At 62.0% G+C, this 26,373-nt stretch carries 26 protein-coding genes; 8 read left to right on the top strand and 18 right to left on the bottom strand.

Going from position 1 to position 26,373, the window contains the following annotated elements; translation table 11 throughout:
* Window positions 1–462: Eco29kI family restriction endonuclease (locus tag DUPY_RS23775; RefSeq protein ID WP_141749652.1), on the top strand; the 462-nt coding region annotated here is incomplete at its 5' end.
* Here the strand turns inward: DUPY_RS23775 and DUPY_RS23770 are convergent.
* From DUPY_RS23770 to dnaA, 4 genes are all read right to left on the bottom strand, one after another.
* Window positions 452–1,672 carry a DNA cytosine methyltransferase gene (locus tag DUPY_RS23770; RefSeq protein ID WP_084640875.1) on the bottom strand — a complete coding sequence of 407 codons (1,221 nt, stop codon included), beginning with the start codon at window positions 1,670–1,672 and terminating at the stop codon, window positions 452–454. The two genes, DUPY_RS23775 and DUPY_RS23770, sit on opposite strands and share 11 nt — an antisense overlap.
* A gap of 626 nt (window positions 1,673–2,298) precedes the next feature.
* A complete protein-coding gene (gyrB, locus tag DUPY_RS23765) occupies window positions 2,299–4,803 on the bottom strand; it encodes a DNA topoisomerase (ATP-hydrolyzing) subunit B (protein WP_070251628.1) in 2,505 nt (834 codons plus the stop codon).
* 178 nt (window positions 4,804–4,981) lie between these two features.
* Entirely contained in the window at window positions 4,982–6,088 is a 1,107-nt protein-coding gene (dnaN, locus tag DUPY_RS23760; protein WP_026637774.1) for a DNA polymerase III subunit beta, read from the bottom strand.
* Window positions 6,089–6,260: 172 nt separating this feature from the next.
* Window positions 6,261–7,685: a chromosomal replication initiator protein DnaA gene (dnaA, locus tag DUPY_RS23755; protein ID WP_070251627.1), complete on the bottom strand. Its 1,425-nt coding sequence runs from the start codon at window positions 7,683–7,685 to the stop codon at window positions 6,261–6,263.
* 460 nt (window positions 7,686–8,145) lie between these two features.
* Here dnaA and rpmH point away from each other — a divergent pair, with 460 nt between their 5' ends.
* The 5 genes from rpmH to mnmE all read left to right on the top strand — a co-directional run bounded on the left by rpmH (window position 8,146) and on the right by mnmE (window position 12,232).
* A complete protein-coding gene (gene rpmH / locus DUPY_RS27370; RefSeq protein WP_040378179.1) occupies window positions 8,146–8,280 on the top strand; it encodes a 50S ribosomal protein L34 in 135 nt (44 codons plus the stop codon).
* Window positions 8,281–8,316: 36 nt separating this feature from the next.
* Window positions 8,317–8,745: a ribonuclease P protein component gene (rnpA, locus tag DUPY_RS23750; RefSeq protein ID WP_071651693.1), complete on the top strand. Its 429-nt coding sequence runs from the start codon at window positions 8,317–8,319 to the stop codon at window positions 8,743–8,745.
* 6 nt (window positions 8,746–8,751) lie between these two features.
* The gene (gene yidD / locus DUPY_RS27365; RefSeq protein ID WP_071651692.1) at window positions 8,752–9,015 is read left to right on the top strand and encodes a membrane protein insertion efficiency factor YidD; all 264 of its coding nucleotides are present in this window, start codon (window positions 8,752–8,754) and stop codon (window positions 9,013–9,015) included.
* 10 nt (window positions 9,016–9,025) lie between these two features.
* Window positions 9,026–10,789 carry a membrane protein insertase YidC gene (gene yidC, locus DUPY_RS23745; protein ID WP_070251625.1) on the top strand — a complete coding sequence of 588 codons (1,764 nt, stop codon included), beginning with the start codon at window positions 9,026–9,028 and terminating at the stop codon, window positions 10,787–10,789.
* Between the two features lie 63 nt (window positions 10,790–10,852).
* Entirely contained in the window at window positions 10,853–12,232 is a 1,380-nt protein-coding gene (gene mnmE / locus DUPY_RS23740) for a tRNA uridine-5-carboxymethylaminomethyl(34) synthesis GTPase MnmE (RefSeq protein ID WP_070251624.1), read from the top strand.
* 2 nt (window positions 12,233–12,234) lie between these two features.
* Here mnmE and DUPY_RS23735 read toward each other — a convergent pair whose 3' ends face one another.
* On the bottom strand, window positions 12,235–13,173 hold the full coding sequence (locus tag DUPY_RS23735) for an SMP-30/gluconolactonase/LRE family protein (protein ID WP_229255483.1): 939 nt from the start codon (window positions 13,171–13,173) through the stop codon (window positions 12,235–12,237).
* Window positions 13,174–13,425: 252 nt separating this feature from the next.
* On the opposite strand from DUPY_RS23735, the gene DUPY_RS23730 reads away from it, so the two are divergent.
* Window positions 13,426–13,656, top strand: coding sequence for a hypothetical protein (locus DUPY_RS23730; protein ID WP_070251622.1), 231 nt, complete (start codon window positions 13,426–13,428; stop codon window positions 13,654–13,656).
* Here DUPY_RS23730 and DUPY_RS23725 read toward each other — a convergent pair.
* Both DUPY_RS23725 and DUPY_RS23720 read right to left on the bottom strand, forming a co-directional pair.
* Entirely contained in the window at window positions 13,646–14,320 is a 675-nt protein-coding gene (locus tag DUPY_RS23725) for an Hpt domain-containing protein (protein WP_070251621.1), read from the bottom strand. The genes DUPY_RS23730 and DUPY_RS23725 overlap by 11 nt on opposite strands.
* A gap of 1 nt (window position 14,321) precedes the next feature.
* The gene (locus DUPY_RS23720) at window positions 14,322–15,335 is read right to left on the bottom strand and encodes a CAP domain-containing protein (protein ID WP_070251620.1); all 1,014 of its coding nucleotides are present in this window, start codon (window positions 15,333–15,335) and stop codon (window positions 14,322–14,324) included.
* A 210-nt stretch (window positions 15,336–15,545) separates the two neighbouring features.
* Here DUPY_RS23720 and pssA point away from each other — a divergent pair, with 210 nt between their 5' ends.
* Window positions 15,546–16,313, top strand: a complete 768-nt coding sequence (gene pssA / locus DUPY_RS23715; RefSeq protein ID WP_070251631.1) for a CDP-diacylglycerol--serine O-phosphatidyltransferase — start codon at window positions 15,546–15,548, stop codon at window positions 16,311–16,313.
* A 59-nt stretch (window positions 16,314–16,372) separates the two neighbouring features.
* Here pssA and DUPY_RS23710 read toward each other — a convergent pair whose 3' ends face one another.
* From DUPY_RS23710 to DUPY_RS28695, 11 genes are all read right to left on the bottom strand, one after another.
* A complete protein-coding gene (locus DUPY_RS23710) occupies window positions 16,373–17,281 on the bottom strand; it encodes an aldo/keto reductase (RefSeq protein ID WP_070251619.1) in 909 nt (302 codons plus the stop codon).
* Window positions 17,282–17,450: 169 nt separating this feature from the next.
* Window positions 17,451–18,596: a D-alanyl-D-alanine carboxypeptidase family protein gene (locus tag DUPY_RS23705; protein WP_070251618.1), complete on the bottom strand. Its 1,146-nt coding sequence runs from the start codon at window positions 18,594–18,596 to the stop codon at window positions 17,451–17,453.
* Between the two features lie 51 nt (window positions 18,597–18,647).
* Window positions 18,648–19,325: an alpha/beta hydrolase gene (locus DUPY_RS23700; protein ID WP_229255484.1), complete on the bottom strand. Its 678-nt coding sequence runs from the start codon at window positions 19,323–19,325 to the stop codon at window positions 18,648–18,650.
* The gene (locus DUPY_RS23695) at window positions 19,325–19,642 is read right to left on the bottom strand and encodes a (2Fe-2S) ferredoxin domain-containing protein (RefSeq protein ID WP_070251616.1); all 318 of its coding nucleotides are present in this window, start codon (window positions 19,640–19,642) and stop codon (window positions 19,325–19,327) included. Before DUPY_RS23695 ends, DUPY_RS23700 begins: the two co-directional genes overlap by 1 nt.
* Window positions 19,643–19,670: 28 nt before the next feature.
* Window positions 19,671–20,990, bottom strand: a complete 1,320-nt coding sequence (locus DUPY_RS23690; RefSeq protein ID WP_229255482.1) for a VanZ family protein — start codon at window positions 20,988–20,990, stop codon at window positions 19,671–19,673.
* The gene (locus DUPY_RS23685) at window positions 20,990–21,592 is read right to left on the bottom strand and encodes an ABC-type transport auxiliary lipoprotein family protein (protein WP_070251615.1); all 603 of its coding nucleotides are present in this window, start codon (window positions 21,590–21,592) and stop codon (window positions 20,990–20,992) included. Before DUPY_RS23685 ends, DUPY_RS23690 begins: the two co-directional genes overlap by 1 nt.
* Before the next feature lie 12 nt (window positions 21,593–21,604).
* On the bottom strand, window positions 21,605–22,552 hold the full coding sequence (locus DUPY_RS23680; protein ID WP_070251614.1) for an MlaD family protein: 948 nt from the start codon (window positions 22,550–22,552) through the stop codon (window positions 21,605–21,607).
* A complete protein-coding gene (locus tag DUPY_RS23675) occupies window positions 22,552–23,406 on the bottom strand; it encodes an ABC transporter ATP-binding protein (RefSeq protein WP_070251613.1) in 855 nt (284 codons plus the stop codon). The genes DUPY_RS23680 and DUPY_RS23675 overlap by 1 nt, the downstream gene beginning before the upstream one ends.
* Complete coding sequence (locus DUPY_RS23670) at window positions 23,406–24,533, bottom strand: MlaE family ABC transporter permease (RefSeq protein ID WP_070251612.1); 1,128 nt, start codon at window positions 24,531–24,533, stop codon at window positions 23,406–23,408. Before DUPY_RS23670 ends, DUPY_RS23675 begins: the two co-directional genes overlap by 1 nt.
* A 90-nt stretch (window positions 24,534–24,623) precedes the next feature.
* A complete protein-coding gene (locus tag DUPY_RS23665; protein WP_070251611.1) occupies window positions 24,624–26,096 on the bottom strand; it encodes a B12-binding domain-containing radical SAM protein in 1,473 nt (490 codons plus the stop codon).
* 49 nt (window positions 26,097–26,145) lie between these two features.
* A partial coding sequence (locus DUPY_RS28695) for a hypothetical protein (protein WP_208600094.1) occupies window positions 26,146–26,373 on the bottom strand: 228 nt, incomplete at its 5' end.

Raw genomic sequence — 26,373 nt, 5'->3', positions numbered from 1 at the left:
GAATCGCTGGGCACGATGAACCGGAATCAGTGGGCACGATGGACCGAAATACCCAGCCGTTTTCTGATCGTGCAGACGGGTTTTCAGAAATCGGCAGAGGACTACCTGATCAACTTCTTCAAGCCGATCTGGAATTCGGAAACGAAAATATGCTTCGGCTTAGGCAAGCACGGCGACAGCTCGGAAACGCGGGTCAACAAGCGCTCACCGTGGGACACAATGCATCCTGGCCGCGAATGGGCCGATGCCACAACGGACAATCAAAAGTCGCAGGAAACAATCATCGAACAGATCGGCGCCCATCTGGCAGCGCATCAGCCATATGCCGACATCCACCAGATCTTCGAGCGCTTCACCCAGGACATGCACCAACTGAACCTGGACAGCTTTTCCACGCCGGCGGGTGGCGTGGTCGAGTTGGAAGTTGCCGACGCGTCGCCGGCGAACAGCGTTACTTCCTGAGCATCTCGCATACGCTCTCGGCAATCACTGCAGCCAGCCGCACTGGCACAGCATTGCCGAGCTGCCGCATGACCTCCGACCAGGTACCCTCGAACAGGAATGTGTCCGGGAAGGTCTGGATCCGGGCTGATTCGCGCACGGAGAAGTAGCGCACCGTTCCATCCGTACGCCGCAACATGTTCTCTCCGCCGGGCACGCCATGGTCGCCTGCTTTCAACGCCTTGGCCGGCTCGTCCAGCGGGCTGCCAGTGTGGCCGGCATAAGCGCGCGCCCCCGGTTGGAAGCGGTGCGCCTGCACCTTATTGGGAAAACGCTCAGGATCCGGCAAATCGCAGGTGGCATCCCGCACGGTTTTCCACGCCAGCAGGTTGGCGCCGTAGTCGGCATCGATAAGCTTGCGGATCTTATTGTCAATGCCGTCGGGCTGGGGGGGGCGGAGACGCGCGGCCACCTTGTGCCGGTCCCAATACTCCCCGGATGCCCACTGCGATAAAAGCAGCGCGTCGTTGCTATGCGTTTCAGCGGGGGGCACCCATACCGTGTCCTGATCCTCACGGAAGCCCACGAAGAATACGCGCATGCGCTTCTGCGGCACGCCATAATTGGCCGCGTTGACCAGCTTGAACGTCACGCGATACTCGCTGACAACGCCCGGCTTGGTCTTCCACTTGCGCAACCGGGCCAGGTGATCGCCCCATTGCTCCTTTGGCTTGGCGATCAGCGACGGAAACTCCAGCTGCAACAGGATGTAGTCGAAATAGTCGGCAAACGAGATGCGCGTGAGGCCCTTCACGTTCTCAAAAACAAACGCGCGCGGCCGAGCCTCGCGCACGGCACGCACAGCTTGCGGAAACATATCGCGTTCGTCGAGGAAACCGCCGTGTTTGCCGCCCATGGAGAACGGCTGGCAAGGCGGACCGCCGGTGATCAGATCGATGCCTTCGAAAGCGTCATACCTGAAATTCCGGACGTCGCCCTCGGTCACATCGGGCCAATGACCGATCGGCTCGACCTTGTGCTGTTTGTTGTGGCGGATGGTGTTACAGGCATGCGAGTTCCACTCGACCACGGCACGGTGTCGTACATCGTTGCCGGAAAACCCGAGCGCCAACCCACCCGCCCCGGCGAACAGCTCGATCGACTCGAGGGGGGGCGGCGCCAGTGGTAACGGGGAGGCTTCGAGCGCGGAGGTAAAGGGCTGGTTGTACATGGTGTTGAGAACGTCTGGTTGAATCGGTGCGACGGTAGTAAATTGAATTGCTGGGCGAAAATGAGCCATTTTGGGCTGGCTGTGTGAGGCATGACGGCGGCTTATAGCTCTCAGCAAATAGCCGCGTTAGCCTGAATTCGTGCGCATGCAGTATAAAGCAAGAAGCAAGGGTTGATTGCTGCCAACCCCAGCCTTTTTGACGAATCACATCGATCGATTTCTCTAGGCTCATCAGACATGTGCAGGCTCGATTGTACTGTGAATTTATACAGTCTTCAACGGCGCTTTCATTTTTCTCATGTAGCATTTGAACATGCGGGCCTCCTGAAATTTTTTTGCAACAAAGTGGCAGGTTGCCGGTTATTAATTAATGTCGCCACATAGTCCGCTCTGAATAATTCGAAAATCACCGCTGACAAAGGCTCGGCTGCGGACGATCGCTGCCGATAAAGTCCTTGGAACAAGCGCGCCGGCGCCGTGCACGCCACCAATGTGAGGTGCATCGACGCCAGCCAAGCGATGATGAAGGCGAAGAAAAACCGCAGCTTTCGCAGGAACGTGGAGAAAATTTCAAGACGAAAAAAAGGCGCCCAACAGAGCGCCTTCAATGTCACAGCATTGCGGACTTAAACGTCAATATTCCCCGCCCGCAACGCGTTATTCTCAATAAACGCCCGCCGCGGCTCCACATCATCGCCCATCAAGGTGGTAAAGATCTGATCCGCAGCGATCGCGTCCTCAATCTGCACCTTCAACAAGCGGCGCACGGTCGGATCCATCGTGGTTTCCCACAGCTGGTCCGGATTCATCTCGCCCAGGCCTTTGTAGCGCTGCTTGGAAACAACGCGTTCCGCTTCGTCGCGCAGCCAGCCCATAGCCTGGTGGAAGTCCACCACGGCCGATTCCTTGGTGCGCTCGCCTTCGCCGCGGCGCACGTACGCGCCTTCGCCCAGCAGGCCGGTGAAGGTGGCGGCGGCGTCGGCCAGTACGCGGTAGTCGGCGCTTTCCACGAAGTCGGCGTCGATCGAGCTGACTTTGACGTTACCGTGGTGCATGCGTTCGATCCACAGCATGTGTTTCTCGGACAGTTCGTCCGAACGCACCGTGACCTTGATGGCGATGTCGTTGATGTTGTCTTGCAGCGCGCGCGCCGAGACTTCGGCCAATTCCTGGGTTGCCAGGTTCAGTGTCACGCCGGTCATGATGGCGGTCAGCGCGGCGCGGTCGATCACGCGCGTCAAGCGCGTCATGATGACGTTGGCCAGGTTGAACTGGCGTACCAGTTCAGCCAGCGGTTCGCCGACGATCGGGTTGGCGCCTTCGCGCGGGGTGAGGGCGGCGGTGTTCAATGCCACGTTCATCATGTAGGCGGCTTCTTCGGCGTCATCTTTCAGATAGCGCTCGTCGCGGCCGGCTTTCACCTTGTACAGCGGCGGTTGCGCGATGTAGATGTGACCACGCTCGACCAGTTGCGGCATCTGGCGGTAGAACAGCGTCAGCAGCAGGGTGCGGATGTGGGCGCCGTCGACGTCCGCATCGGTCATGATGATGATGCGGTGGTAGCGCAGTTTTTCGACGTTGAATTCGTCCGGGCCGATCGAGGTGCCCAGCGTGGCGATCAGGGTGGTGATCTGCTCGGAGGACAACATCTTTTCGAAGCGGGCTTTTTCCACGTTCAGCACTTTACCGCGCAGCGGCAGGATGGCCTGGAATTTGCGGTCGCGGCCTTGCTTGGCCGAGCCGCCTGCGGAGTCACCCTCGACGATGTACAGTTCGGACAGGGCCGGATCTTTTTCCTGGCAGTCGGCCAGCTTGGCCGACAGGCCCAGGCCGTCCATGATGCCCTTGCGGCGCGTCAGGTCGCGGGCCTTGCGGGCCGCTTCGCGTGCACGCGCCGCTTCCACGATCTTGCCGCAGATGATCTTGGCGTCGTTCGGTTTTTCCTGCAGGTAGTCTGACAGGGTCTTGGCGACGATTTCTTCCACCGGGCCGCGCACCTCGGACGACACCAGCTTGTCCTTGGTCTGCGACGAGAATTTTGGTTCCGGCACCTTGACCGACAGCACGCAGGTCAGGCCTTCGCGCATGTCGTCGCCCGAGATTTCCACTTTCGCCTTTTTGGCGAACTCGTGTTCTTCGATGTACTTGTTGATGACGCGGGTCATCGCGGCGCGCAGGCCGGTCAGGTGGGTGCCGCCGTCGCGCTGCGGAATGTTATTGGTGAAGCACAGTACCTGCTCATTGTAGGCATCGTTCCACTGCATCGACACGTCCACCGAGATGTTGGTGTTCTGGTCGGACATGCGCTCGCCGGTGGCCTGGAACACGGTCGGGTGCAGCACGGTCTTGGCCTTGTTGATGTATTCCACGAAGCCACGGGTGCCGCCTTCGAAGGCGAAGATGTCTTCCTTGCCGTTGCGCTGGTCGCTCAAGCGGATGTTGACGCCGTTATTGAGGAACGACAGTTCGCGGATACGCTTGGCCAGGATTTCGTAGTGGAATTCCACGTTGCCGAAAATGGTTTCGTCGGCCCAGAAGTGGACGTCGGTGCCGCGCTTGTCGGTGTCGCCGATGACCTTGATCGGGGAGACGGCCACGCCGTCGCGCATTTCCAGTTCGCGGTCCACCGGTACGCCACGGGCAAATTCCATGAAGTGGACTTTGCCGTCGCGGCGGATGGTCAGTTTCAGGGTTTTCGACAGGGCGTTCACGCACGACACACCCACGCCGTGCAGGCCGCCAGACACTTTATACGAGTTCTGGTCGAACTTGCCGCCGGCGTGCAGTTCGGTCATGACGATTTCGGCCGCCGAACGTTTCGGATCGTGCTTGTCGTCCATCTTCAGACCGGTCGGTACGCCGCGGCCGTTGTCGGTGATCGAGATCGAATTGTCCGAGTGGATGGTGACGTGGATCTCGGTGCAGTAGCCGGCCAGCGATTCGTCGATCGAGTTATCCAGTACTTCGAATACCAGATGGTGCAGGCCGGTGCCGTCCGAAGTATCGCCGATGTACATGCCCGGGCGCTTGCGCACCGCTTCCAGGCCTTCGAGGATCTGGATGGACGACGCGCCGTATTCTTCAACTTTGGCCGGTACTGGTGCTGGAATCTCTTCTGGAATAGCGGACATTGACTGCTTTCTCTATGTGTGACTTGTTGCTGGGGCTGCGGTGTCGTTCTGGGCGGGGCGGGAATCCGGACTGCGGTTGCTCAGTATGGATTCCCGCCTGCGCGGCGGTCCGCCGATGCGGAATGACGTTGGTGATGGCGCGGGGTTGGCCGCGCATCGGCCTTGACTGCTGTGTGACTTAAATCCGCATCGGCATGACGACGTATTTGAAATCGGTGTTGTCGGGGATCGAGATCAGTGCTGACGAGTTCGAATCGCCCAGGGCGACGTTGATCTGGTCGCACTTGAGGTTGTTCAGAACGTCGAGCAGGTAGGTGACATTGAAGCCGATATCGACGCTGTCGCCGCCGTAGTCGATTTCCAGTTCTTCCACTGCTTCTTCCTGGTCGGCATTGGTCGAGCTGATCTTCATCACGCCCGGGCTGATGATGCAACGCACGCCCTTGAATTTATCGCTGGTCATGATGGCCGCGCGCTGCAGCGAGCGCAGCAGTTCATCGCGGCCGATCGTGAATTCGTTGGTGTACCCCTTCGGGATCACGCGCGTGTAGTCGGGGAACTTGCCTTCCACCAGCTTGGAGATCAGCTCGATGTCGGCAAAGGTCAGCTTGACCTGGTTGCCTGCGATGTCGAGCTGGACGGTTTCGTCGTTCTCTTCCAGCAGACGCTGCAGTTCGATGATGGTCTTGCGCGGGATGATCACTTCCTGGCGCGCAAAAGTCTGCTCGGTAGCGACCTGGCAGAAGGCAAGGCGGTGGCCGTCGGTGGCCACCGCGATCACGTTATTGCCATCCAGGACCAGCAGCAGGCCGTTCAGGTAGTAACGGATGTCTTGCTGGGCCATCGAGAAGTGCACCATGTTAAACAGGTGCTTCAGGGTTTTTTGCGGCAGGGTCACATTGGCGCTGTAGGTCTCGGCCTGTTGCACGGTCGGGAACTCTTCGGCAGCCAGGGTCTGCAGGGCGAAGCGCGATTTGCCGCTCTGTACTGTCAGGCGCTTGTTCAGCAAGGTCATCGTGACGTCGCCGGACTCGGGCAGGGCGCGCAAAATGTCGAGCAGCTTGCGGGCAGCCACGGTGGTGCCAGCCACTTCAGCGCCGGAACCGATGGCGGCGTTGGTGGTGATTTGTACTTCCGTGTCGGTGGACAGGAAGGAAACGTTCTCGCCGTCTTTGCGGATGAGGATATTGGCCAGAATCGGCATAGTGTGCCGACGCTCGACAATACCACTCACGATCTGCAGTGGCCGGAGAAGCGTGTCTCGGGTGGTTTTGACCAATTGCATAGATAGTCCTCAGTAGTGAAGCTCAGTTGTAAAGATGTAATTTTTTAACAAGGTTGGCAGTGCGCCGATTGACTGAATCATAATGCCAATTTGCTGCGCTAGCCACCCCGTACTGCGCTCAGTCTGGGGTCGGACCCCGTACGGGGTCCGACCCCGCTGTTGCGGGCTGCTTTTAGCCTTTCAGCGTCTGTTCCAGCACGTGCAGCTCGTGGTTGCATTCCGGGTTCTTGGTACGGTCCAGCGCGATCTTGCGCACCGCGTGCAGCACGGTAGTGTGGTCGCGCCCGCCGAACAGTTCGCCAATTTCCGGCAAGCTTTTCTGCGTCAGTTCCTTGGCCAGGTACATGGCAATCTGGCGTGGCCGGGCGATATTGGCCGGGCGGCGCTTGGAGTACATGTCCGCGACCTTGATGTTGAAGAAGTCGGCCACGGTTTTCTGGATGTTTTCCACCGAAATCTGCCGGTTCTGTACCGACAGCAAATCTTTCAGCGCTTCTTTCACCACGTCGATGGTGATGTCCTTGCCGTGGAAACGCGAGTACGCCAGGATCTTGCGCAGCGCGCCTTCGAGCTCACGCACGTTCGAGCGCAGGTGCTTGGCGACGAAAAACGCCACGTCGTCCGAAAAAGTGACGCCTTCCTGCTTGGCTTTTTTCAGCAGAATCGCTACCCGCATTTCCAGCTCGGGCGGCTCGATCGCCACCGTCAGGCCGGAATCGAAACGCGAAATCAGGCGGTCGTCCATGCCCGTGATTTCTTTCGGGTACGTGTCGGACGTGATGATGATCTGCTTCTTGGCCGCGATCAGCGCTTCGAAAGCGTAGAAGAACTCTTCCTGCGTGCGGCTTTTGCCGCCGAAGAATTGAATATCATCGATCAACAGCATGTCGAGCGAGTGATAGTAATGCTTGAAGTCGTCGAAACCCTTGCGTTGGTAAGCGGTCACTACGTCGCGAACATACTGTTCTGCGTGGATGTAGCGGATCTTCGCGCCGGGCTGGTCGGCCATCACCTGGTTGCCGATGGCGTGAATCAAGTGGGTTTTACCGAGGCCCACGCCGCCGTAGAAGAACAGCGGGTTGTACGATACGCCCGGGTTGTTGGCCACCTGGATCGCGGCTGCGCGCGCCAGTTGGTTGGCCTTACCGGTGACAAAACTGTCGAAGGTGAGGTCGGTGTTGATGCGGCTTTGCTCGCGACGCGGCGGCGCGCTGGCCGGCAGTTCCGGCACCGACGGCACCGGGTCGTGCAGCGACGACGCCGAAGCGTTGGCCATGCGCGAACCGCTGGTGGGCACGCCGCCATTGTGGTCGGGCACCGGCGCTACCGTGGTCGCTGCTTTTTTTGGCGCGGACAGGCGTGGATCGAGCATGAACTGCACTTCGATCGGCTGTTCCCAGTACTGGCAGGCAAGCGCGGTGATGCGGCTGGCGAACTGGGTTTTCACCCAGTCGAGCTTGAACCGGTTGGGGGCGGCCACGCGTAATTTTCCCGCCTCGTAATCGATGGGGATAAGCGGCTTGATCCAGGCACTGAATTGTTGCGGCGTCAGCTCCAGCTCTAGCTGGGCGGAGCAGGTCTGCCAGAAATTTTCCATGAAATCGACTGTCGTTTCTTACTGTATGCAGCGTGTGTGCAGTAAGGTAAGAGCATCGTGACAAAAACAACGGTGATTTCTTACTGCGTATTCTGCGGATAAAGGTGTGGGCAACTTCGAAGTTTTTCACACGTAACGCGCTATTCTACTCTCGTCCGCACAAGTTATCCACAGGCGCGACGCGTTTTTTCGCGTTTGCGGACTGCCCGGCGCGGCCAAAGTCCACCGTCAGTTGTTGACAAGCAGGGCCGAAATGCTGATAATTCAGGGTTCCCCGCCCGTATTCCGTGTTTATTCACTTGAACGTCAATATGGAGTAAGCGTGGATTATTGCGGGCGATGAGATGGACCCAGCTTGTGCCGTAGCGTTGGCATGGGTGCGCGAAGTGTCATTGGCACCAAAAACTGACGGGCTGTCATACCCGATTTTGCATTTTTTTCTGCTTTAAGCGAGACCAACATGAAACGTACTTACCAACCTTCCGTAGTGCGCCGTAAGCGCACCCACGGCTTCCGCGCACGCATGGCTACCCGTGGCGGCCGCCAAGTGCTGAACGCGCGTCGCGCCAAAGGCCGCAAGCGTCTGGCTGTATAAGCCAGCTGCTTGTTAGCTGATCGCGTGGAAAGCTGTATTTCAAGCGGCTCGACAGGCGAAGGTTCACACGACTTCGCGCGCGTTCGGCGTATCGTTAAAACGGATGAATTTTCATCCGTTTTTCGTTTGCGCCCTACACAAAAAAGCGCGCACTTCGTGCTCTACACCTGTCCGAACAACCTGCCGCATGCGCGGCTGGGCGTCGTGGCGGCCAAGCGCTTTGCACCGCGCGCCGTTACCCGCAACACCATCAAGCGCATCACACGCGAGCTGTTCCGTACTACCGGTTTGCCCGCCATCGATTGCGTGGTGCGCCTGTCGCGTCCGGTCAATAGCAAGGATGGGCCGGCCACCACGGCCAAGCTCAAGGCCGAACTGCGCGTTGAGTTGACGCGGCTGTTCTCGGCGCAGGCACGCATCGGCAGGCCAACGGCCTTGCCTTCGGCGCCGCCGCCCCCACCTTAGCCCACCATGACCCGTCTGCTTCGCTTCCTGCTGCGCACCTACCAGTTGACCATCAGTCCACTGCTGGGTCCGCGTTGCCGCTTTTATCCGAGTTGCTCGAATTACGCGTTGGAAGCGCTGCAGCTGCATGGCGCCGCCAAGGGCAGCCTGCTCGCTGCCAAACGTGTGTGCCGCTGTCACCCCTGGAACGAGGGTGGCTTCGATCCGGTGCCGCCGCCGACCGACCCGACATCTTCTTCATCGACCGCTTGCGGTTGCAACCACTCCTGATAAGTACCTAATGGATATCAATAAACGTACCATTTTGTGGATCGTCTTCGCCGTGTCACTGGTCGTTCTGTGGAACAACTGGATGGTGTCGACCGGCCATCCGTCCATGTTCGCACCGCAACCGCCGGCCAAGACCGCGCCCGTTGCCGACGCCAAGAAATCCGAGTCTGCCACCGCTGCCGCCAATGCCACCGCCACTGCCGGCGCCTTGCCCGGAGCTGCTGCTGCCGACGGCGCCGCTGCGCCGTTCAAGAGCGAGCTCATCACCGTTACCACCGACGTGGTCCGGGCCGACATCGACACCCAGGGCGGCGTCATTCGTCGCCTGGAACTGCTGAATTTCAAAGAAAACAGCCATCCAGGCTGGTTCAACGGCTGCTTCGGCTGGTTCAAATGGTGCCAGCCTGGTGACAACGGCAAGAACGTCGTGCTGTTCGACATCGACGCCAGCACCAACAAGACTTACCTGGGCCAGACCGGCCTGATCAACGCCCCTGGCGCGCCGAATCACACCAGCTCGTTCATCGCCAAGCCTGGCGCACGCATGCTCAACGGCGCCAACCAGGTGCAACTGGTGCTGGAATCGGAATCGGGCGGCGTCAAGCTGACCAAGACCTTTACCTTCAAGCGCGGCGATTACGTCGTTGACGTGCGACACGACGTCACCAACACCGGTACCGCCCCTGTCAATCCGACCCTGTACATGCGTTTGGTCCACGACGGCAACAAGCCGGCGACCGATTCGTTCTTCAGCAGCAGCTACACCGGCCCGACCATGTACACGGCCGAGAACAAGTACGAGAAGCTGAAGTTCGACACGCTGGAAAAAGAAGCCAAGGAAGCCCAGAAGACCGGCAAGCCGATGGTGCAGGACCACGTGACCCACGCCGACAACGGCTGGATCGCCATTTCGCAGCACTTCTTTGTTTCGGCGTTCATCCCGCAAGACAAGCAGATGCACGAAATCGTCACCGAGAAGATCGATACCAACCTGTACGGCATCGGCATCAAGCAGCCGCTCGGTACCCTGGCGCCGGGCGCCACCATCAGCAATAACGCGCGCCTGTTCTCGGGTCCGCAAATTTCCAAGCTGCTCGAGCCGGTCACGCCTGGCCTGGAGCTGGTGAAGGACTACGGCTGGCTGGCCATCATCGCCAAGCCGATGTTCTGGGTCATGGAACACATCCACGCCGTGCTCGGCAACTGGGGCTGGACCATCATCGCCTTTACCATCCTGATCAAGCTGCTGTTCTTCCCGCTGTCCGCAGCCGGTTACAAGAGCATGGCCAAGATCAAGCTGGTGACGCCGAAAATCCAGGCCATCCGCGAGCGTTACAAGGGTGACCCGGCCAAGATGAACCAGGCCACCATGGAGCTGTACAAGACCGAGAAGATCAACCCGCTGGGCGGCTGCCTGCCGATCCTGATCCAGATGCCGGTGTTCATCTCGCTGTACTACGTGCTGCAAGCGGCCGTGGAAGTGCGCGGCGCGCCGTGGATCGGCTGGATCACCGACCTGTCGCAACATGACCCGTTCGGCATCCTGCCGGTGCTGTACGCGATTTCGATGTTCATCACCACCAAGCTGAACCCGGCGCCTGCCGATCCGATGCAAGCGAAGATCATGCTGTTCATGCCGCTGGTGTTCTCGGTGATGTTCTTTGTCTTCCCGTCCGGCCTGGTGCTGTACTGGGTCGTCAATAACGTGCTGTCGATTGCCCAGCAGTGGGTGATCACCAAGAAGTACTCGGTGCCGGTTCCCGCCAAGGCGTAAGTTCCGACCCCTGAAAAACCCGCGTTGATCGCGGGTTTTTTTCAATCCTCTACAATTGACACCATGAACCTCGACTCTTCTCCCATCGCCGCCATTGCCACCGCACCGGGACGCGGCGGCATCGGCGTGGTGCGCGCCTCCGGCAAGAACCTGCAACCGCTGATCGCCGCGCTGTTTGGCGCTGCCACCTTGCAGCCGCGCCACGCCACCTACATTCCGTTCAAGCAGGCGGATGGCGCCATCATCGACCAGGGCATCGCCATCTGGTTCCGTGGCCCGAACTCGTACACCGGGGAAGACGTGCTGGAACTGCAAGGGCACGGCGGCCCGGTCGTGCTGCAGATGCTGCTGGCGCGCGTGCTGGAAGCCGGCGCGGACCTTGGACTGCGCCTGGCCGAGCCGGGCGAATTCACCCGCCGCGCCTACCTCAACGACAAGCTCGACCTGGCCCAGGCCGAGGCGGTGGCCGACCTGATCGACGCCTCGACCGAAGCGGCGGCCAAGTCGGCGTCGCAGTCGCTGTCGGGCGCGTTCTCGCGCACCGTCAACGACCTGGTCGGCGGCGTGACCAACTTGCGCATGCTGGTGGAAGCCACGCTGGACTTCCCGGAAGAAGAAATCGATTTTCTGGAAAAGTCGGATGCGCGCGGCCAGCTGGCCGGCATCGTCACCGCCCTGGAAACCGTGTTCCGCCAGGCCGCGCAAGGCGCGCTGCTGCGCGAGGGGTTGAACGTGGTGCTGGTGGGCCAGCCCAATGTCGGCAAATCTTCGCTGCTCAACGCGCTGGCCGGCAATGATGTGGCCATCGTCACCCCGATCGCCGGCACCACGCGTGACAAGGTGACCGAAACCATCCAGATCGAAGGTATTCCTCTGAATATTATCGACACGGCCGGCATCCGCAACGATGACGAGGCGGTGGACGTGGTCGAGCGCATCGGCATCGAGCGCACCTGGGGCGAGGTGGGCAAGGCCGACGTGATCCTGCATTTATTGGACGCCGCGCACGGCCCCACCCGCGCCGACGAAGAGATCGTCGCGGCCTTCCCGGACGGCGTGCCGGTGCTGCGCATCTGGAACAAGATCGATCTGTCGGGCCACAAGCCGAGCGCGGACGTGATGCCGGATGCCACCCACGTGTATTTGTCGGCCAACGAAAAAACCGGCGTCGACCTGCTGCGCGCCGAACTGCTGCGCATCGCCGGCTGGCAGCAGACCGGAGAGTCGCTGTACCTGGCGCGCGAACGCCACCTGATCGCGTTGAAAAACGCCGGCGCCCACCTGGCCCGTGCCGGTGAGCACGCGGCGCAGAACGACCAGTCGCTCGACTTGTTTGCCGAAGAACTGCGCCTGGCGCAGGTGCAGCTCTCGAGCATCACCGGCGAGTTTTCGTCCGATGATTTGCTGGGGGTGATTTTTGGGCGGTTCTGTATCGGCAAGTAAAATCAGTACGGCGCGCCGGTAATCCCCAACCGCAACTGCCACACCGCGCCCGCGCCGGTAATGTACAAGGTCTTGCCGTCGGCACCGCCGAACGCGGCGTTGGTCACGTTCGCATCGACGTGGATGGTGGCGATCTGTTTGCCGGCCGGGGTGAACACGCGCAAGCGGTGATCGGTGTGTTCCGTCACGTAGATATTGCCCTGGCAGTCCACGGCCATGCCATCAGGGATGCCCAGTCCTTTGACCAGGTCGCGTCCCTGTTGCGGCTTGCCGTTGACGATGGGGTAGGCGCGCAGTACGCCCTGTTTGCCTTGCATGCCGTTTACGTACAGCACATCGCCGGCAGGCGACAGCGAGACGCCATTCGGATTGACCAGCCCGTCTTCCACCACCGTCACCGCGCCATCGGGCGCCACCCGATACACGCGGGTCTTGTCCTGGCCGCCGGGGGCGGCATCGCGCTGGAAGTCGGGGTCGCTGAAGTAGATGGTGCCGTCGGCGGCGATGGCCAGGTCGTTGGGCGAGTTGAATACCTGGCCGTTGTATTTGCCGGCGACGTCGCTGCGCTGGCCGCCCGGGGTGAAGCGCGAGACGCTCTTGTACTTGTGGGTGCCGGCCACGATGTTGCCCTTGGCATCGACCGCCAGGCCGTTGCTGCCGCTGTCGGCAATCGCGGTGCTGACCCTGCCGCTGGCGTCGAGCTTGAGGATGCGCGACGGGAAGCCGGGGCCGAACGTGAAGTGCGAGAAGTACAGCGCGTCGCCTATCCAGACCGGTCCCTCGTACAGCCCTTGGCCTTCGCCGGTGACGTTGGCGGCGGCAATACGGGTAGCGGTCAGGTCGCCGGCGGGCGCGTTGCCTTGGCAAGTGGCCGGCGTGGCCATGGCGTAAGAGGTCGAGAGTGCAGCGGCCAGGCTGAGGAGGAGGTGGCGTAACTTCATGGGCATTGTTCCTGTTGTCGTACGTTGGCAACTATCATTTCCAACGTTTTCATTAAAAAATATTTCTTCCCTATGAGGGACCCTGGACGGCCGGTTTTTGCCATCGCAACCTGTATAACCTCCGCAACTATCCTGCTATGATTTACCGGTCGCATACTGCCTGAATGTACCTCACCTTGCGCATTGTCATGGGTGAAAATATTCCACTAAAGTAATCTTGCAAGCCTGAGCACTGCCTGACTGGGAGGGATCGTGGAACCGACACAAGATAGCGTACCGGACGACGGCGCGGGTGCCAGCGCCACTGCCACCGCCACCGCGTCCGCGCCAGCAACAGGAACCGCCATGACCGCCCGAACGCGGCAGGCACTGCCGCCCAAGGGAGCTTGCTGGTACTGCGACCGGCCGCTCGACAATGTGCGCCGCTTCTGCGACAAGGAGTGCGCCGACGCCTTCGACGAAGAAAAGGAATTTACGCGCTGAGTTTTTCCTGCGCCGTTCCCAGTATCGCCAGCGCCGCTTCGAAATCGAACTGGTGCGCAGCTTCCGTCACTTCCTGAAATGCCTCCTCGCCCAGTCCCGCCGCCAGTACGCTGGCCGACTGCTCCAGCACGTCGATGGCGGCGCCGTCGCCTTCCTCCAGCAGCCGCGCCAGGTGTTTGACCAGCGGGCCTATTTCGGGTGTGGGGCCGGCCGCCGCCGTGGCGCCGGTCATCGCAGCCTTAGCAGCGGTCGCAGCAGGCGCAGCAGCCGCAGTCGCAGCAGCAGCCGTAGCAGGCGCCACGAGCGCGTCAGCCAGTTCCGCATCGATCGCCACCATCAGCGCGCGCACGGCCAGTTCCAGATGCGCCAGCGGGCCGATGCAAGGGGCGGGCGGGCCGGCGAACAGCGGCTCGAGCGCCATCGACAGCTGGTACAGCTGCTGCGCGCCGATCATGCCGGCTGCGCCCTTGAGTGTGTGGACGGTGCGCTGGGCCGAGACGATGTCGCCGGCCAGCAGCTCGGTGCGGGCCTGCTCGGCGCTATCCTGGTAGCGCTGGCGAAACCGGCGCAGGATCTGGCGGTACAGGTCGTGGTCGCCCATCAGTTGCTGCAGGCCGGTCTCGACCTCCAGTACCGGGGCTACGGCAGGGTTGGCGGCTGTCATCTCAGCGGGTAGTGAAAGACCAGTCCTGCGACACCGCCACCCCGTGCACGGCACCGCGGAAGCTGACATCGTAGGTGGTGTTGCCCCGCAGGACAGTAAGCGGGACGATGGCGGCGACCGAGGCGCCGGTGGACGCATCGGTGGCGCGGCTGAGCAGGCGCGTGGTGAGGGCTGCGCCGCCGCGTGGGGCCACGGTGAAACTTTGCACGGTCAGGTCACCGCCGGCACGCCCACTGTCGGCATGCACGCTGATCGGATAGCCGACTTCATCCTGGTTGGGGACCGGATCGGGTTCTTCCTGGTTGCTGAAGAAATTGGTGGGGACGGCGGTCTGGCCGGCCACCGGGTAGACCGCGATCTTGCCCACGCCCAGCCCGGCACCCAGGCCGTTGTTGGCGGTGAGGTCGGCAGTGAAATAGGTGTAGGTGCCGTTGGAGGTAACAGCGCCGGTGCCGACTTCCTTGAACACCGGCTCGAAAATCACGAAGCGGTGGTAGATCGCCGCGATCAGTTCGTCAGCGTGGTATTGGCCCGAGGTATTGCTTGCGGCCGAAATGACTTCGCCCGCGGCCCAGCGACCGCCCAACGTATAGCCGGCCGCAGCCAGGCGGTCGGTCAGTTTCAAACCGGTAAAGCCGGGCCGGCCGGCCAGCTGGTCGTGCGATACAGTGTTATTGAGCCGCAAATATTGCGAATGCCCCAATGCCGCCGTATCGATGGTGGTGTTGCGGCTGAGTGCGGACAGTCCCATCATGCCGCGCCGGTAGTTGAACCAGTTGAAGCCGTCGGTGGCGGTGTTGCCGGCGAGGGCAGGAGCGATAGGCGGCGGCACCGGTGTGGTGGGTGTGCCGGTCTGCCCCTGCGGGTTGGTCGCAACCGTGCCGGGGCTGCTGCTCTCGCTGTTGCTACCACCACCGCCACCACCGCAACCGGTCAGTAGCGCGGCAAATACGGCGGACGCCAGCAGGGCGGAGGACGAAGACAGGGACAGCGACGGGCGCGGGATGGACAGCATGACAATACTCCTGAAGTGGCCCGTCGATGCGGACCTGCACCGCTGATTCTATGCCAGATTTCCCACGCAAAGCACGCGATTTGCGCTTGAAGCGCGTGCGCGGCAGCGTGCCGGATGCCGCACCCGGCATCGACAATGGTAAGCTTGCGCCTGACCCGCCGCTTGCCGGCATTTTCGGATTACCAGTTGAAACCTACCAACCAGGCGCGCATGCGCCGCGCCAAATTCGCCCTGCCCAGCCTGGTGACTCTGATGTCGATCGCCTGCGGCTTCGGCAGCATCGTCATTTCCGTCGATAACGCCATGGTCGGCGATCCTGCCGATTACCGCCTGGCCGCCGTGCTGCTGGTGCTGGCCGGCGTGTTCGACGCGCTCGACGGCTTCGTGGCGCGCGCCACCAATACCCAGTCCGAATTCGGCATGCAGCTCGATTCGATCGCCGACGTGATGAACTTCGGCTGCGCCCCTGGACTGCTGCTGTATTGCTACGGTTTCGTTCACGTGGGGCTGGACTCGCAAACCTTGTTGCGCGCTGGCGGCATCGCCAGCTTCTTCTTTGTGGCGTGCGGGGCCTTGCGGCTGGCGCGCTTCAATGTCAGCGTGGGCCGCACCGACCCGCGCTACTTCGTCGGCATGCCGATCACCGCCGGCGCCGCCTGCGTGGCGGCCGTGGTGGTGGCCTGGCCCGAGCGGCCGACCACCATCCTGCACGCGGCAGGGATCGTGGCGCTGCTGTTCCTGGTCGGGAGCTTGATGGTGTCCACCGTGCGCTTCCCGAGCTCCAAGCAGAAAATGAGCGCGGGCCTGGTAGCGGTGCTGCTGGTGAACGTGGGGCTGCTGGTGTGGTTGCAGTTCACCTATTTCGTGCTGTTCTTCCTGGTGTACATCGTCGGCACGCTGGCGTTGAACCTGGCCTGGCGCACCGGCTGGACCGGCATTGCCCCGCCGGTCATCTACAAAGACGAAGACATTCTCTAGGATCTCGATAACCTACTGCGCGGCCCGCTATCGCTCGCTACGGTTCTCGAGGTCCTGACTTAAGCCACTTCGTGCCCGCGCGCGGCGCGCAGGATCTCGAACCACTGCGTGCGCGACAGGCTGAACTGCGTGGCCTGTACCGCCTCGGCAATCGCCTCGATACGGCCCGAGCCGGTCAGCCCGATTGGCCGGCACGGCAGCTGCATGATCCAGGCGAACACCACGCTGCTGAACGGCTGTTGCAACGCCTCGGCCACCGCCGCCACCTTGGCGCGCACGCGCTGGGCTGCCGGCTCGTCGCTGCTGAACACGCGTCCGCCGGCGAGCGGCGACCAGATCATCGGCGCCACGCCCAGGTCTTGCAGGCCGTCGAAGGTGTCGTCGAACATCGGCGCCAGCGACAATGGCGAAAACTCGACCTGGTTGGTGGCCAGCGCGATGCGGCGATTCAGTGATTCGAACTGGTGGCGCGAAAAATTGGAGACACCAAAGTGCCTGACCTTGCCATCCTGGCGCAGCCGCGCAAAGGCGCCGGCAATCTCGTCGAAATTCATCAAAGGATCGGGACGGTGGATCAGCAGCAGGTCGAGGTAATCGGTGCCCAGCTGGCGCAGCGAATGCTCGGCCGAGGCGATGATGTGGCTGGCGCTGGTGTCGTAGTGCTGGATCGTGTGGTCCGGCCGCGCAGCGCTGACCAGCTTGATGCCGCACTTGCTCACCAGTTGCATCTGTTGGCGCAACGACGGTTTCAGGGCCAGCGCCTCGCCGAAGGTGGCTTCCACCGCGTAGCCGCCGTAGATGTCGGCGTGGTCGAAGCTGGTCACGCCCAGTTCCAGGCATTGTTCGACCAGGGCCAGTCGCTGCTGCGGCGACATACCCCATTCATTCATGCGCCACATGCCGGCCACGATGCGCGACAGGGACAGGCCATTGGAGCTGGTGGTGATGGCGGGGCAGGTGTGGGACATGGCGGCTTTCTGGAGGCGGGATACGGTCAGGTTTGCAGAGTGTCTATGGATCCCCGCTTGCGCGAGGATGACGGCTTCCAGGGCAGTGTAAGAGTTTGCGTTCCCGCTGCCCTTTGCTCCGTCATCCCCGCGCACGCGGGGATCCATGGAGCGGTAGAGCGGTGCTACATTACTTCATCCAGAGACGGATCGAATCCCAGGCGCGGCCGAAGATCGAGGCTTCTTCCACGGTTTCCAGCGCCACGACCGGCAAGTCGAGCAGTGGCTTGCCATCGACCATCATCTTCAGCGAGCCGACGCGGCTGTTCTGCGCCAGCGGTGCGACCAGCGGGTCCTTGCGTTCGAGCACAGGTTTCAGCTTGGCAGCGACGCCCTTCGGCACCGTGACCAGCACGTCGTTGGTAAAGCCGATCTTGACTTCGTTCTTCGAGCCTTTCCAGATTTCTGGCGTGGCAATTGCCTGGCCCTTCGAGTACAGCTTGACCGTGTCGAAGTTCTGGAAACCCCAGTTGAGCAGCTTCTGGCTCTCCTGGGTACGGGTGGAATCGGAGTTGGTGCCCAGCACCACGGTGATCAGGCGGCGTTCGCCGGTGCCGTTCGGACGGCGCGCCGAGGCGATCATGCAGTAGCCGGCAGCTTCGGTGTGGCCGGTCTTCATGCCGTCCACGGTAGGATCGAGCCACAGCAGGCGGTTGCGGTTCTGCTGGGTGATCTTGTTGTAGGTAAAGCTCTTGACCGAGTCGATCTTGTAGAACTCGGGGAAGTCGAGGATCACGCGCTTGGCCAGCACCGACAGGTCTTGCGCGGTGGAGTAGTTGTCCGGGCTCGGCAGACCGTGCGGGTTGGCAAAGCGGGTGGACTTGAGGCCCATGCGCTCGGCTTCCTTGTTCATCATCACCACGAAAGCGGACTCGTCGCCGGCGACCGCTTCGGCCAGCGCCACGGCGGCATCGTTACCCGACTGAATCATCAAACCGTGCAGCAGGTCGCTGATGCTGACCGGCGTGGCCGGATCGATGAACATCTTCGAGCTGCTCGAATCGACCTTCCAGGCGCGGGTGGACACGTTGACCATCTGGTTCAGCGTAATCTTCTTGTCGCGCAGCGCGGCAAACGTCACGTAGGCGGTCATGATCTTGGTGAGCGAAGCAGGCTCGATACGCAGGTTGGGGTCTTGCGAGGCGATGATCTGGCCGCTGGTGGCGTCCAGCAACAGCCACGACTTGGCGGCAATGGTCGGTGGCGGCAGGGTTTGAGCCACAGCGGCGGAGAGCATCAGCACACTGGTGGCCAGTGCCGCGATAAATTTTTTCATGGGCGGTGTTCGGTGTAGAGTTAAAAAAAAAGCAGCAGACATTATAAAAGCTTAGTCTGCCGGGGTTCCGTCCGTTTCCAAGTCGGCAACATCGCCAGGGCGGCGCCACAGCTGGGTAACCCAGCCCTTGATATGGTGCAGCTTGCGGTGGAAGAAGTGGTCGGCGCCGGGAATTACCAGCACCGGTATATCTTGCGGACGCACCCATTCGAGCACATCCACCAGCGGGATCGTATCGTCGTTCTCGCCGTGGATCAGGATGGTGTCGGCCGGAATGTCGGCCATTTGCCATTTTTTGGCGGCCGCGCCCACCAGCACCAGGCGCTCGGCCGGAGTACCGGCGGCAAGCAGACGCTGGCCCAGCTGCGACTGCACATAGGTGCCGAACGAAAAGCCCGACAGCGCCACCGGCAGGCCCGGGAACTTTTCCACCATCCAGCCGTGTACCTGGGCCATGTCGTCGGTTTCGCCCTGGCCGTGATCGTGCACGCCTTCGGACTTGCCCACGCCACGGAAATTGATCCGCGCCACCACGTAGCCGAGCTTGACGAAGGTGCGCATCAGCGTGACCGCCACCTTGTTGTCCATGGTGCCACCGAACAACGGGTGGGGGTGGGCCACCAGGGCGATGCCGCGTGGTGCGCCTTCAGGATGGTCGAGTACGCCTTCGATGATGCCGGCGGCGCCGGCCAGGGCGAATTTTTCTACGGTCATGGTGGTTACAGTAATCAGATTTTCAGACGGTCGACGACCTTGCCGCCGACGATATGGCTGTCGATGATTTCATCGATATCTTCCTTGTCCACGTAGGTGTACCAGGTGCCTTCCGGATAGACCACCAGCACCGGGCCTTCTTCGCAACGGTCCAGGCAGCCGGCCTGGTTGATGCGCACCTTGCCGTGGCCGTTGATGCCCAGCTCCTTGCAGCGTTTTTTGGCGTGTTTTTGCGCAGTCTCGGCGCCGTGATCGCCGCAGCTGTTGCGGCCGTCATCGCGCTTGTTCATGCAGAAAAAAACGTGGTGCTTGAAATATGGCGTGTCGCTCATGGCTGTATCTCGGGTTGGGCGTAATTCATTATGATACCCGCCCTTGGCCGGCGGCGTTGAGCTTATGGGACGGCAGCCACAGGAACCAGATCGCAAAGAACGGCCACAGCAGGGCAAGGAATTGCGCCGCGCCGTTGAAGTTCAGGAACTTGCCCTGCACCCATGTTTGCAAAGTCGCCACGAAGTACGGGTTGGCGGGCGTGGTGTTGATGATCACCAGGGCCAGCAGCAGCGTAATCACCGCCACGCGCCGCTGCGCCGCGTGCGGGGCAAAGCCCAGGCCCGCCAGCATGATGGCGCCGATCAAAAAGCCGCCTTCGGCGCCGGGCGTTACCCACACGAAGGCATTTTCCGGCGCGAACAGCAGCGCCGAGGCCAGCGCCTTGACCAGGATGGCGCTGGCGATCATGGCCGAGACCAGCAGCGCGCGAGGAGACGGCTTGCGCAGCAAGCACAGCAGCGTCAACGACGCGCCCACCATGCCGCAGGCGGTGATGATGGTCTCCGACAGCCAGTACTGCTCCACCGTGAGCACCACGTCCGGGCGGATATAGCTGGCCAGGTCGATCTCGGCGTCGGCCGCCCACGACAGCCAGTCCGACAGGATCGGCAGGATCTGGCCCAGGCCGAACAGGAAGTTTTGCGGATAGATCTGCGCCAGCGGCCACAGCGCCAGCAGCACCAGGCCCTGGCTGGCGTGCGGCGCAAACCACGCCTGGCGCAGGCGCTGCAACTGGCTGCGGTCGAGCAGGCGGCGCACGGTCAGCACGCCAATCAGCGCGCCCACCGTGCAGCCGGCGGAATTGGTCCAGAAGTCGAGGTTGGACGACACCCGCGACGGCAAAAACGTCTGCACCGCCTCCATCGTGCCCGACACCAGTACCCCGGCCGTGGCGCCGATCAGGAACGCGAAAAACTTGCGCACGTGCGGGTACAGCGCATAGACCAGCAGGGTGCCGAGCGGGATGTAGCCGATGACGTTGGTGATGGCGTCGAACTTGGTCCAGTACCGCGGCATGCTGTAGGTTTCGAGGAAGATCCACGGCGACAGGCCCTGGTTCTGCCAGCCTGAGAACGGGAACCAGCTGGCGTAGATAATCAGCAGCAGGTAGGCCAGGAAGGCGGCGCGGGCCAGTGGCGACGATTTGCTCGCTGGGGTAGGGAGGGGCTTGGGCTGCTTGGCCCGGCGACCGCGTCGGCCACGTTTGATGATCGGTGCAGTGGCATCGGTTGGAGCGAGGACTGGATCCGCAATGGAGGTGGCTGTCGCTGCAGCGGCAGCTGCCGGTGACGCAGTTGCTGCGTCAGTCGCAGGCGCAGGCGCAGGCGCCGGCGGTCGCTCCGTCATTATTTCGGCGCCGGCAGGGTTGCCAGCCAGTTCAGCACATCGCCCGACAGCGCGTCGGCGGCATCGGCCAGTGCGCGCGCGCCGCCGGCGGCGTCCGCCGTGGGCGCTGGGACGCTGCGGGTAAAGCTCTTCTGGTCCACCAGCTTGTGCGCCGAGAACACCGAGGCGCGCAAGGTGATGGTGCCGCCGCTGGCGGTGGCGCTCTCGAAGTTATGGGCGAAGTCGTCGAGCTCCGTGCGCAGCAGCATGGCGCCAGCCGCCGCATCGGTGGTGGACAGCACCTTTACGCCAGCCTGGGCGATGCGTGCCTTCAGGCGCTGGGTCATCAGCTGCAGCGGGGTGGCGGTCCACTGGTTGTAGGCGTACGGGCGCTGTTGGCGCGCATCGGCGTACAGCAGGCGGTAATGCATGCGCTCCGAGTCGAGCGATGCCGGCCCGGTCATGTCGGCCACGATGATCGGCGCGATGCTGGCGGCCGTCACAGCAGCCGGCTGCGGCAGCGGGCCGAAATCGAAGTGGGCCTGGGTAGGGCCCTTGCTGGCGCACGCGCCCAGCAGGACCGCCAGGGCGGCGATGGCAAAACGGTTGCGCAGGTTGGTCATGACGGGTGATCCTTATTTGGCCGGTGCAATCGGTGCAGCGAAGCCCTCTTCACCAGGGCCGGGCGGAATGCCGGGCGCGCCGAAGATCAGGCTTTGCGGACGATCGTTAATCTTGTTCATGGTACGGCGTACGGCGCGCATCGAGGCGCGGGTGTCGTCCGACAGCGAATTGACCTGCGGCAGCGTGTCCATTTCAATGCCGCCCGCTACCGATTCCACCGAGGTGATGATGCGCTCGACCGAATCGCTCACGCGCTGGATCGGGCCGTCGGGTGCCTGCAGGCTGGTGCTCAGGCGATTGAGGTCGGTGGCCAGCGCATTGAACGAGTCGAGCGTGCTTTGCGCATGGTTGGCCAGCGCCGGCAGCTTGGCAATGGTCGGTTCGAGCTTTTCAGGCAGGTCGCGGTACTTGTTGGCGGTGGTGCTCACGTCGGCAAAGGCGGCCAGCATGATCTTCTGGTTCTCGGGGCTGAGCAGGGTGTTCAGGCGACGTGTGACTTCTTCGGTCTGGGTGAGGATTTCGCGGCCGCGCTTTTCCACCTGGTCGAGGAAGCCCTGGCGCAGCGGAATGCGGGCCGGGTGGTCGGTATTGGTGGCCAGCAGCGGCGAGCCGGTTTTTTCGTCGTCGAGCGAGATGAAGGCGATGCCGGTCACGCCCTGGTAGCCCAGGGTGGCAAACGTGGTGCGGGTGATCGGCGCGTCGGTATTGATATTGAGGGTGACCAGGATCTGCCCGGCCATTTGCGGATCGAAAGCGATGCTGCCCACTTTACCCACTTCCAGGCCGCGATAGCGCACTGGCGCCTGCGGGTTCAGACCCGGCACCGACTGGGTCGTGGCGATCACGTAGGGCACGCGCTCCACGCGGTCCTGGTTGAACCAGAGGCCGAACAAAATGGCCGCGATCAGCAATGTGATCGTAAAGAAGCCGGTGGTCAGTGCATGCGATCGGTTTTCCATCAGGTTTCCTTGTTGGTCTTCTCGTCGAGTGCTTCCAGCGCGCGGCGTCCGCGGTCGCCAAGGAAGAACTCCTTGATGAAGGGGTGATCGACCTTGAGCAGGTCCTGCAGCGGCCCGAGGGCGATCACGTGTTTTTCAGCCAGTACGGCGATGCGGGTGGACAGCGCGAACAGCGTGTCCAGGTCGTGCGTGACCATCACCACCGTCAGTCCCAGCTCGCGGTGCAGCGACTTGATCAGCGCCACGAACGCTTCGGACAGGTCGGGGTCGAGGCCGGCCGTGGGTTCGTCGAGGAACAGCAGTTTCGGCTCCAGGGCCAGCGCCCGCGCCAGCGCCACCCGCTTGACCATGCCGCCCGACAGGTCGGATGGCATCTTGTTCGCTTGTTCCGGTCCCAGTCCCACCATGTTCATCTTCAGCAGCACGGCGTCGCGCACCAGGTCTTCGGGCAGGACCTTCAGTTCGCGCATCGGCTGGGCGATGTTCTCGAACACCGTCAGCGCCGAATACAGCGCACCTTGCTGGAACAACATGCCCCAGTGGTTGCGCAACTGCTGCAACTGCTCGGCGTTGATTTCGCTGATATCTTCGCCGAAAACCTTCACGCACCCGCGCGCGGGACGCTCCAGCCCCAGCATCTGGCGCAGCAAGGTGGTCTTGCCGGTGCCCGAGCCGCCGACGATGGACATGATCTCGCCCTGTTCGATCTCGAGGTTGAGGTCCTGGTGCACCACGGTGCGGCCATACTTGGTCCACAGGCCGTTGATGTCGACGATCGGTACGCTGCCGTCCAGGGTCAGTTCGCCTGTGCCTGGGCCGCAGCTATTATCCTGGTCGTTCACTTGATCAGCCATCAGAACCCCACGCCCGAGAAGACAATCGCAAACACGGCGTCGGCCAGGATCACGGCCGTGATCGCGGTGACCACCGAGGTGGTGGTGCCGCGCCCCAAGCTCTCGGTATTCGGCTTGATGCGCAGGCCGAAGTGGCACGACACCAGCGCGATCAGCACGCCGAACACCACCCCCTTGCCGATGCCGATCATGTAGTTGGCCAGCGGGACCGCCTCCGGCAGTTTCAGCAGGAAGTACTGGGGCGACAGGTTCAGCTCCACCTTGGCCGAGATCATGCCGCCGATCAGCGCCACCGCGTCGGTCCAGATCACCAGCAGCGGCATGGCAATCGCGAGCGCCAGCACCTTGGGCATGATCAGGCGGAAGCCGTGCGAGATGCCCATCACCAGCATGGCGTCGAGTTCCTCGGTCACGCGCATCACGCCCAGCTGGGCGGTGATCGAGGAGCCGGAGCGGCCGGCGACCAGGATCGCCGCCAGCAAGGGCCCCAGTTCGCGGATGATGCTCATGCCCAGCAGGTTGACCAGGAAAACGTCGCCGCCGAAGTTACGCAGCTGCTGCGCCGACAGAAACGAGAACACCACGCCGATCAAAAAACCCACCAGCGCCGTGATGCCCAGCGCCTGGAAGCCAGCATGGAAGATATTGGCCGAGATCTCCTTCCACGGTCCGCGCTGCGGCGCCCGGATGAAGCGCCCGATATCGAGCGTGAGCTGGCCGATCAGGCGTATGAACGCCGTCATGTGCTCGAAGAACAGCATCACCGCAAAGCCGAGTTTCATCACCAGCGTCAGGCGGTGCTGGCGGGTGTTGGGCAGTTCGATCTTGCCGGTGGCTTCGAGGCGGTTGAAAAATTCTTCCTGGCCCGGCGCCAGGTGCAGGTTGGCGGGACGGGCCTTGCCCCAGGCGTTCCAGAGCAACTGGGCGCCGATGTGGTCCATGCTGTCGATGGCGCTCAGGTCCCAGCGCAGCTGATCGGCCTTGATCGACTTGAGCATGCCGGTGATGGTGGCCATGGCCTTGCCCTGTGCCAGTGCGTGGACTTGCCAGGTGCCGCCCGCCGCGATCGACGGACCGTTGGCGGCGCCAGGGGTGAGGGTGAGGGTAGGCTCTTGGGCAGTAGGCATATCCGCCAGTTTAAGGGACTTTCGCCTGCGCCGCCACTTGTGTTCGTCGTTGAAGGGCGCTGGCCATACCCCTCAAAAGACCAGCGCGAACTATGCCGCCAGCCGGCGCGCCTGTCGCTTGGGCGCCGGCGTCTCCACGACCTTGGCCTTGGGACCGGAATAATCGCTGGCCAGCAGCGCATCGGCCTCGAGCTTGTCCATGCCGCGTACCTGCAGGTATTTGCCCACCATCGCCACCAGGCGTTCGAGCGCAATTCGGTGCGTGGCGTCGGTATTGGCGTACAGCCAGTCGGAAAACGCCATGAAGTGCTCGAACGCCGCGTCGCCCAGCAGTACCGGCAGGGTATTGGTGAAGCGGCCCGAGTTGGCCACCAGGTCCCAGTAGCGGGCAAAGCGCACCAGCCGCTGCATGGTAGCGAAGTCGATATCGCGGTTGGCCAGGATGGTGTACGGCGCATACGGATCGAACACCAGGCCGTATTCCTGGGTGTGGCGGATGATCGGTGTGCCGCGCAGGCGCTTGAGGATGCCGAACTGGATCTCGTGCGGGTTGAGCGCCCACAGCTTGTTAAAGCCTTCGGCAAAGCTCTCGACTGTCTCGCCGGGCAGGCCGGCGATCAGGTCCACGTGCATGTGGGCGTGCGATTGCTCCGTCAACCAGCGGATGTTGTCGGCCGCCTTCTGGTTGTCCTGCTTGCGGCTCACCAGCGTCTGCACCGCCGGATTGAAGCTCTGGATGCCGATCTCGAACTGCAGTGCGCCGTGCGGGAACTTGCTGATGCCCTCCTTGAGGGCGTCGGGCAGGTGGTCGGGCACCAGCTCGAAGTGGGCATACACCGGGTCGTCGGGGTTGGCCTCGAGCTTATCGAGGAAGAACTGCATGATCTTCAGGCTGGTCTTGATGTTCAGGTTGAAGGTGCGGTCGACGAACTTGAACAGCCGGGCGCCGCGCGCATGGAGCGACTCCATCTCGGCCAGGAACGCGTCGAGCGCGAACGGCCAGGCCGTCTTGTCCAGCGCCGACAGGCAAAACTCGCACTTGAACGGGCAGCCTCGCGACGCCTCGACATACAAGGTGCGGTTCTTGATGTCGTCGTCGGTATACAAGGAGTAGGGCAGCTTGATCTCGGCCATCGGGGGCTGCACGCCCGCGTGGGTTTTCATCAGGGGCTTGGGGCCATTGAGGATCTCGCCGCACAGCTTGGGGAAGGTGACGTCACCCCAGCCGGTGATCAGGTAGTCGGAAATCTTGACGATCTCCTGCTCGTTCGATTCGTACGATACCTCCGGGCCGCCGAGCACCACCACCACGTGCGGCGCCACGCGCTTGAGCATGGCGATGACCTTGGTGCTTTCCTCGACATTCCATATATAGATACCGAAGCCGACGATTGTCGGAGAATACGCCAGGATACGTTCGACGATCTCGGTGGTCTTGGCGCCGATGACGAATTCCTGCAAGCGTGTCTGCTCCTGCAGCTCGCCCATATTCGCTAACAGGTAGCGCAAACCCAGCGAGGCGTGGGTGTAGCGGGCGTTGAGGGTGGTGAGCAGGATGGACATGAGGGCAGGGAAATCGAATAAACCGTTATTTTACCCTCGCCAGCCCTTGTCAGCCCCAGTGGCCTTTGCTATGATTCGCCCCCTCGCAGAACAATGCACGCTTTTCAAGCTGTTGCAGAGTGAAGCGAAGGTAAGAAAAGTAAGAAAAAGAAGGTTGACGAAACAAGCTAAACGCTTCATACTCTTTCTTCTTCGCGGCAGACAAAACGATCGCTGCGAAATGCAACACCGAATACAGTTCTTTAAAAATTAACAGTCGATAAGTGTGGACGTTTGA

The sequence above is a fragment of the Duganella phyllosphaerae genome (assembly GCF_001758785.1).
Classification (GTDB): domain Bacteria; phylum Pseudomonadota; class Gammaproteobacteria; order Burkholderiales; family Burkholderiaceae_D; genus Rugamonas; species Rugamonas phyllosphaerae.
The sequence above is the reverse complement of the archived record's forward strand: the minus strand, read 5'-3'. Positions and strand labels throughout refer to the sequence as shown.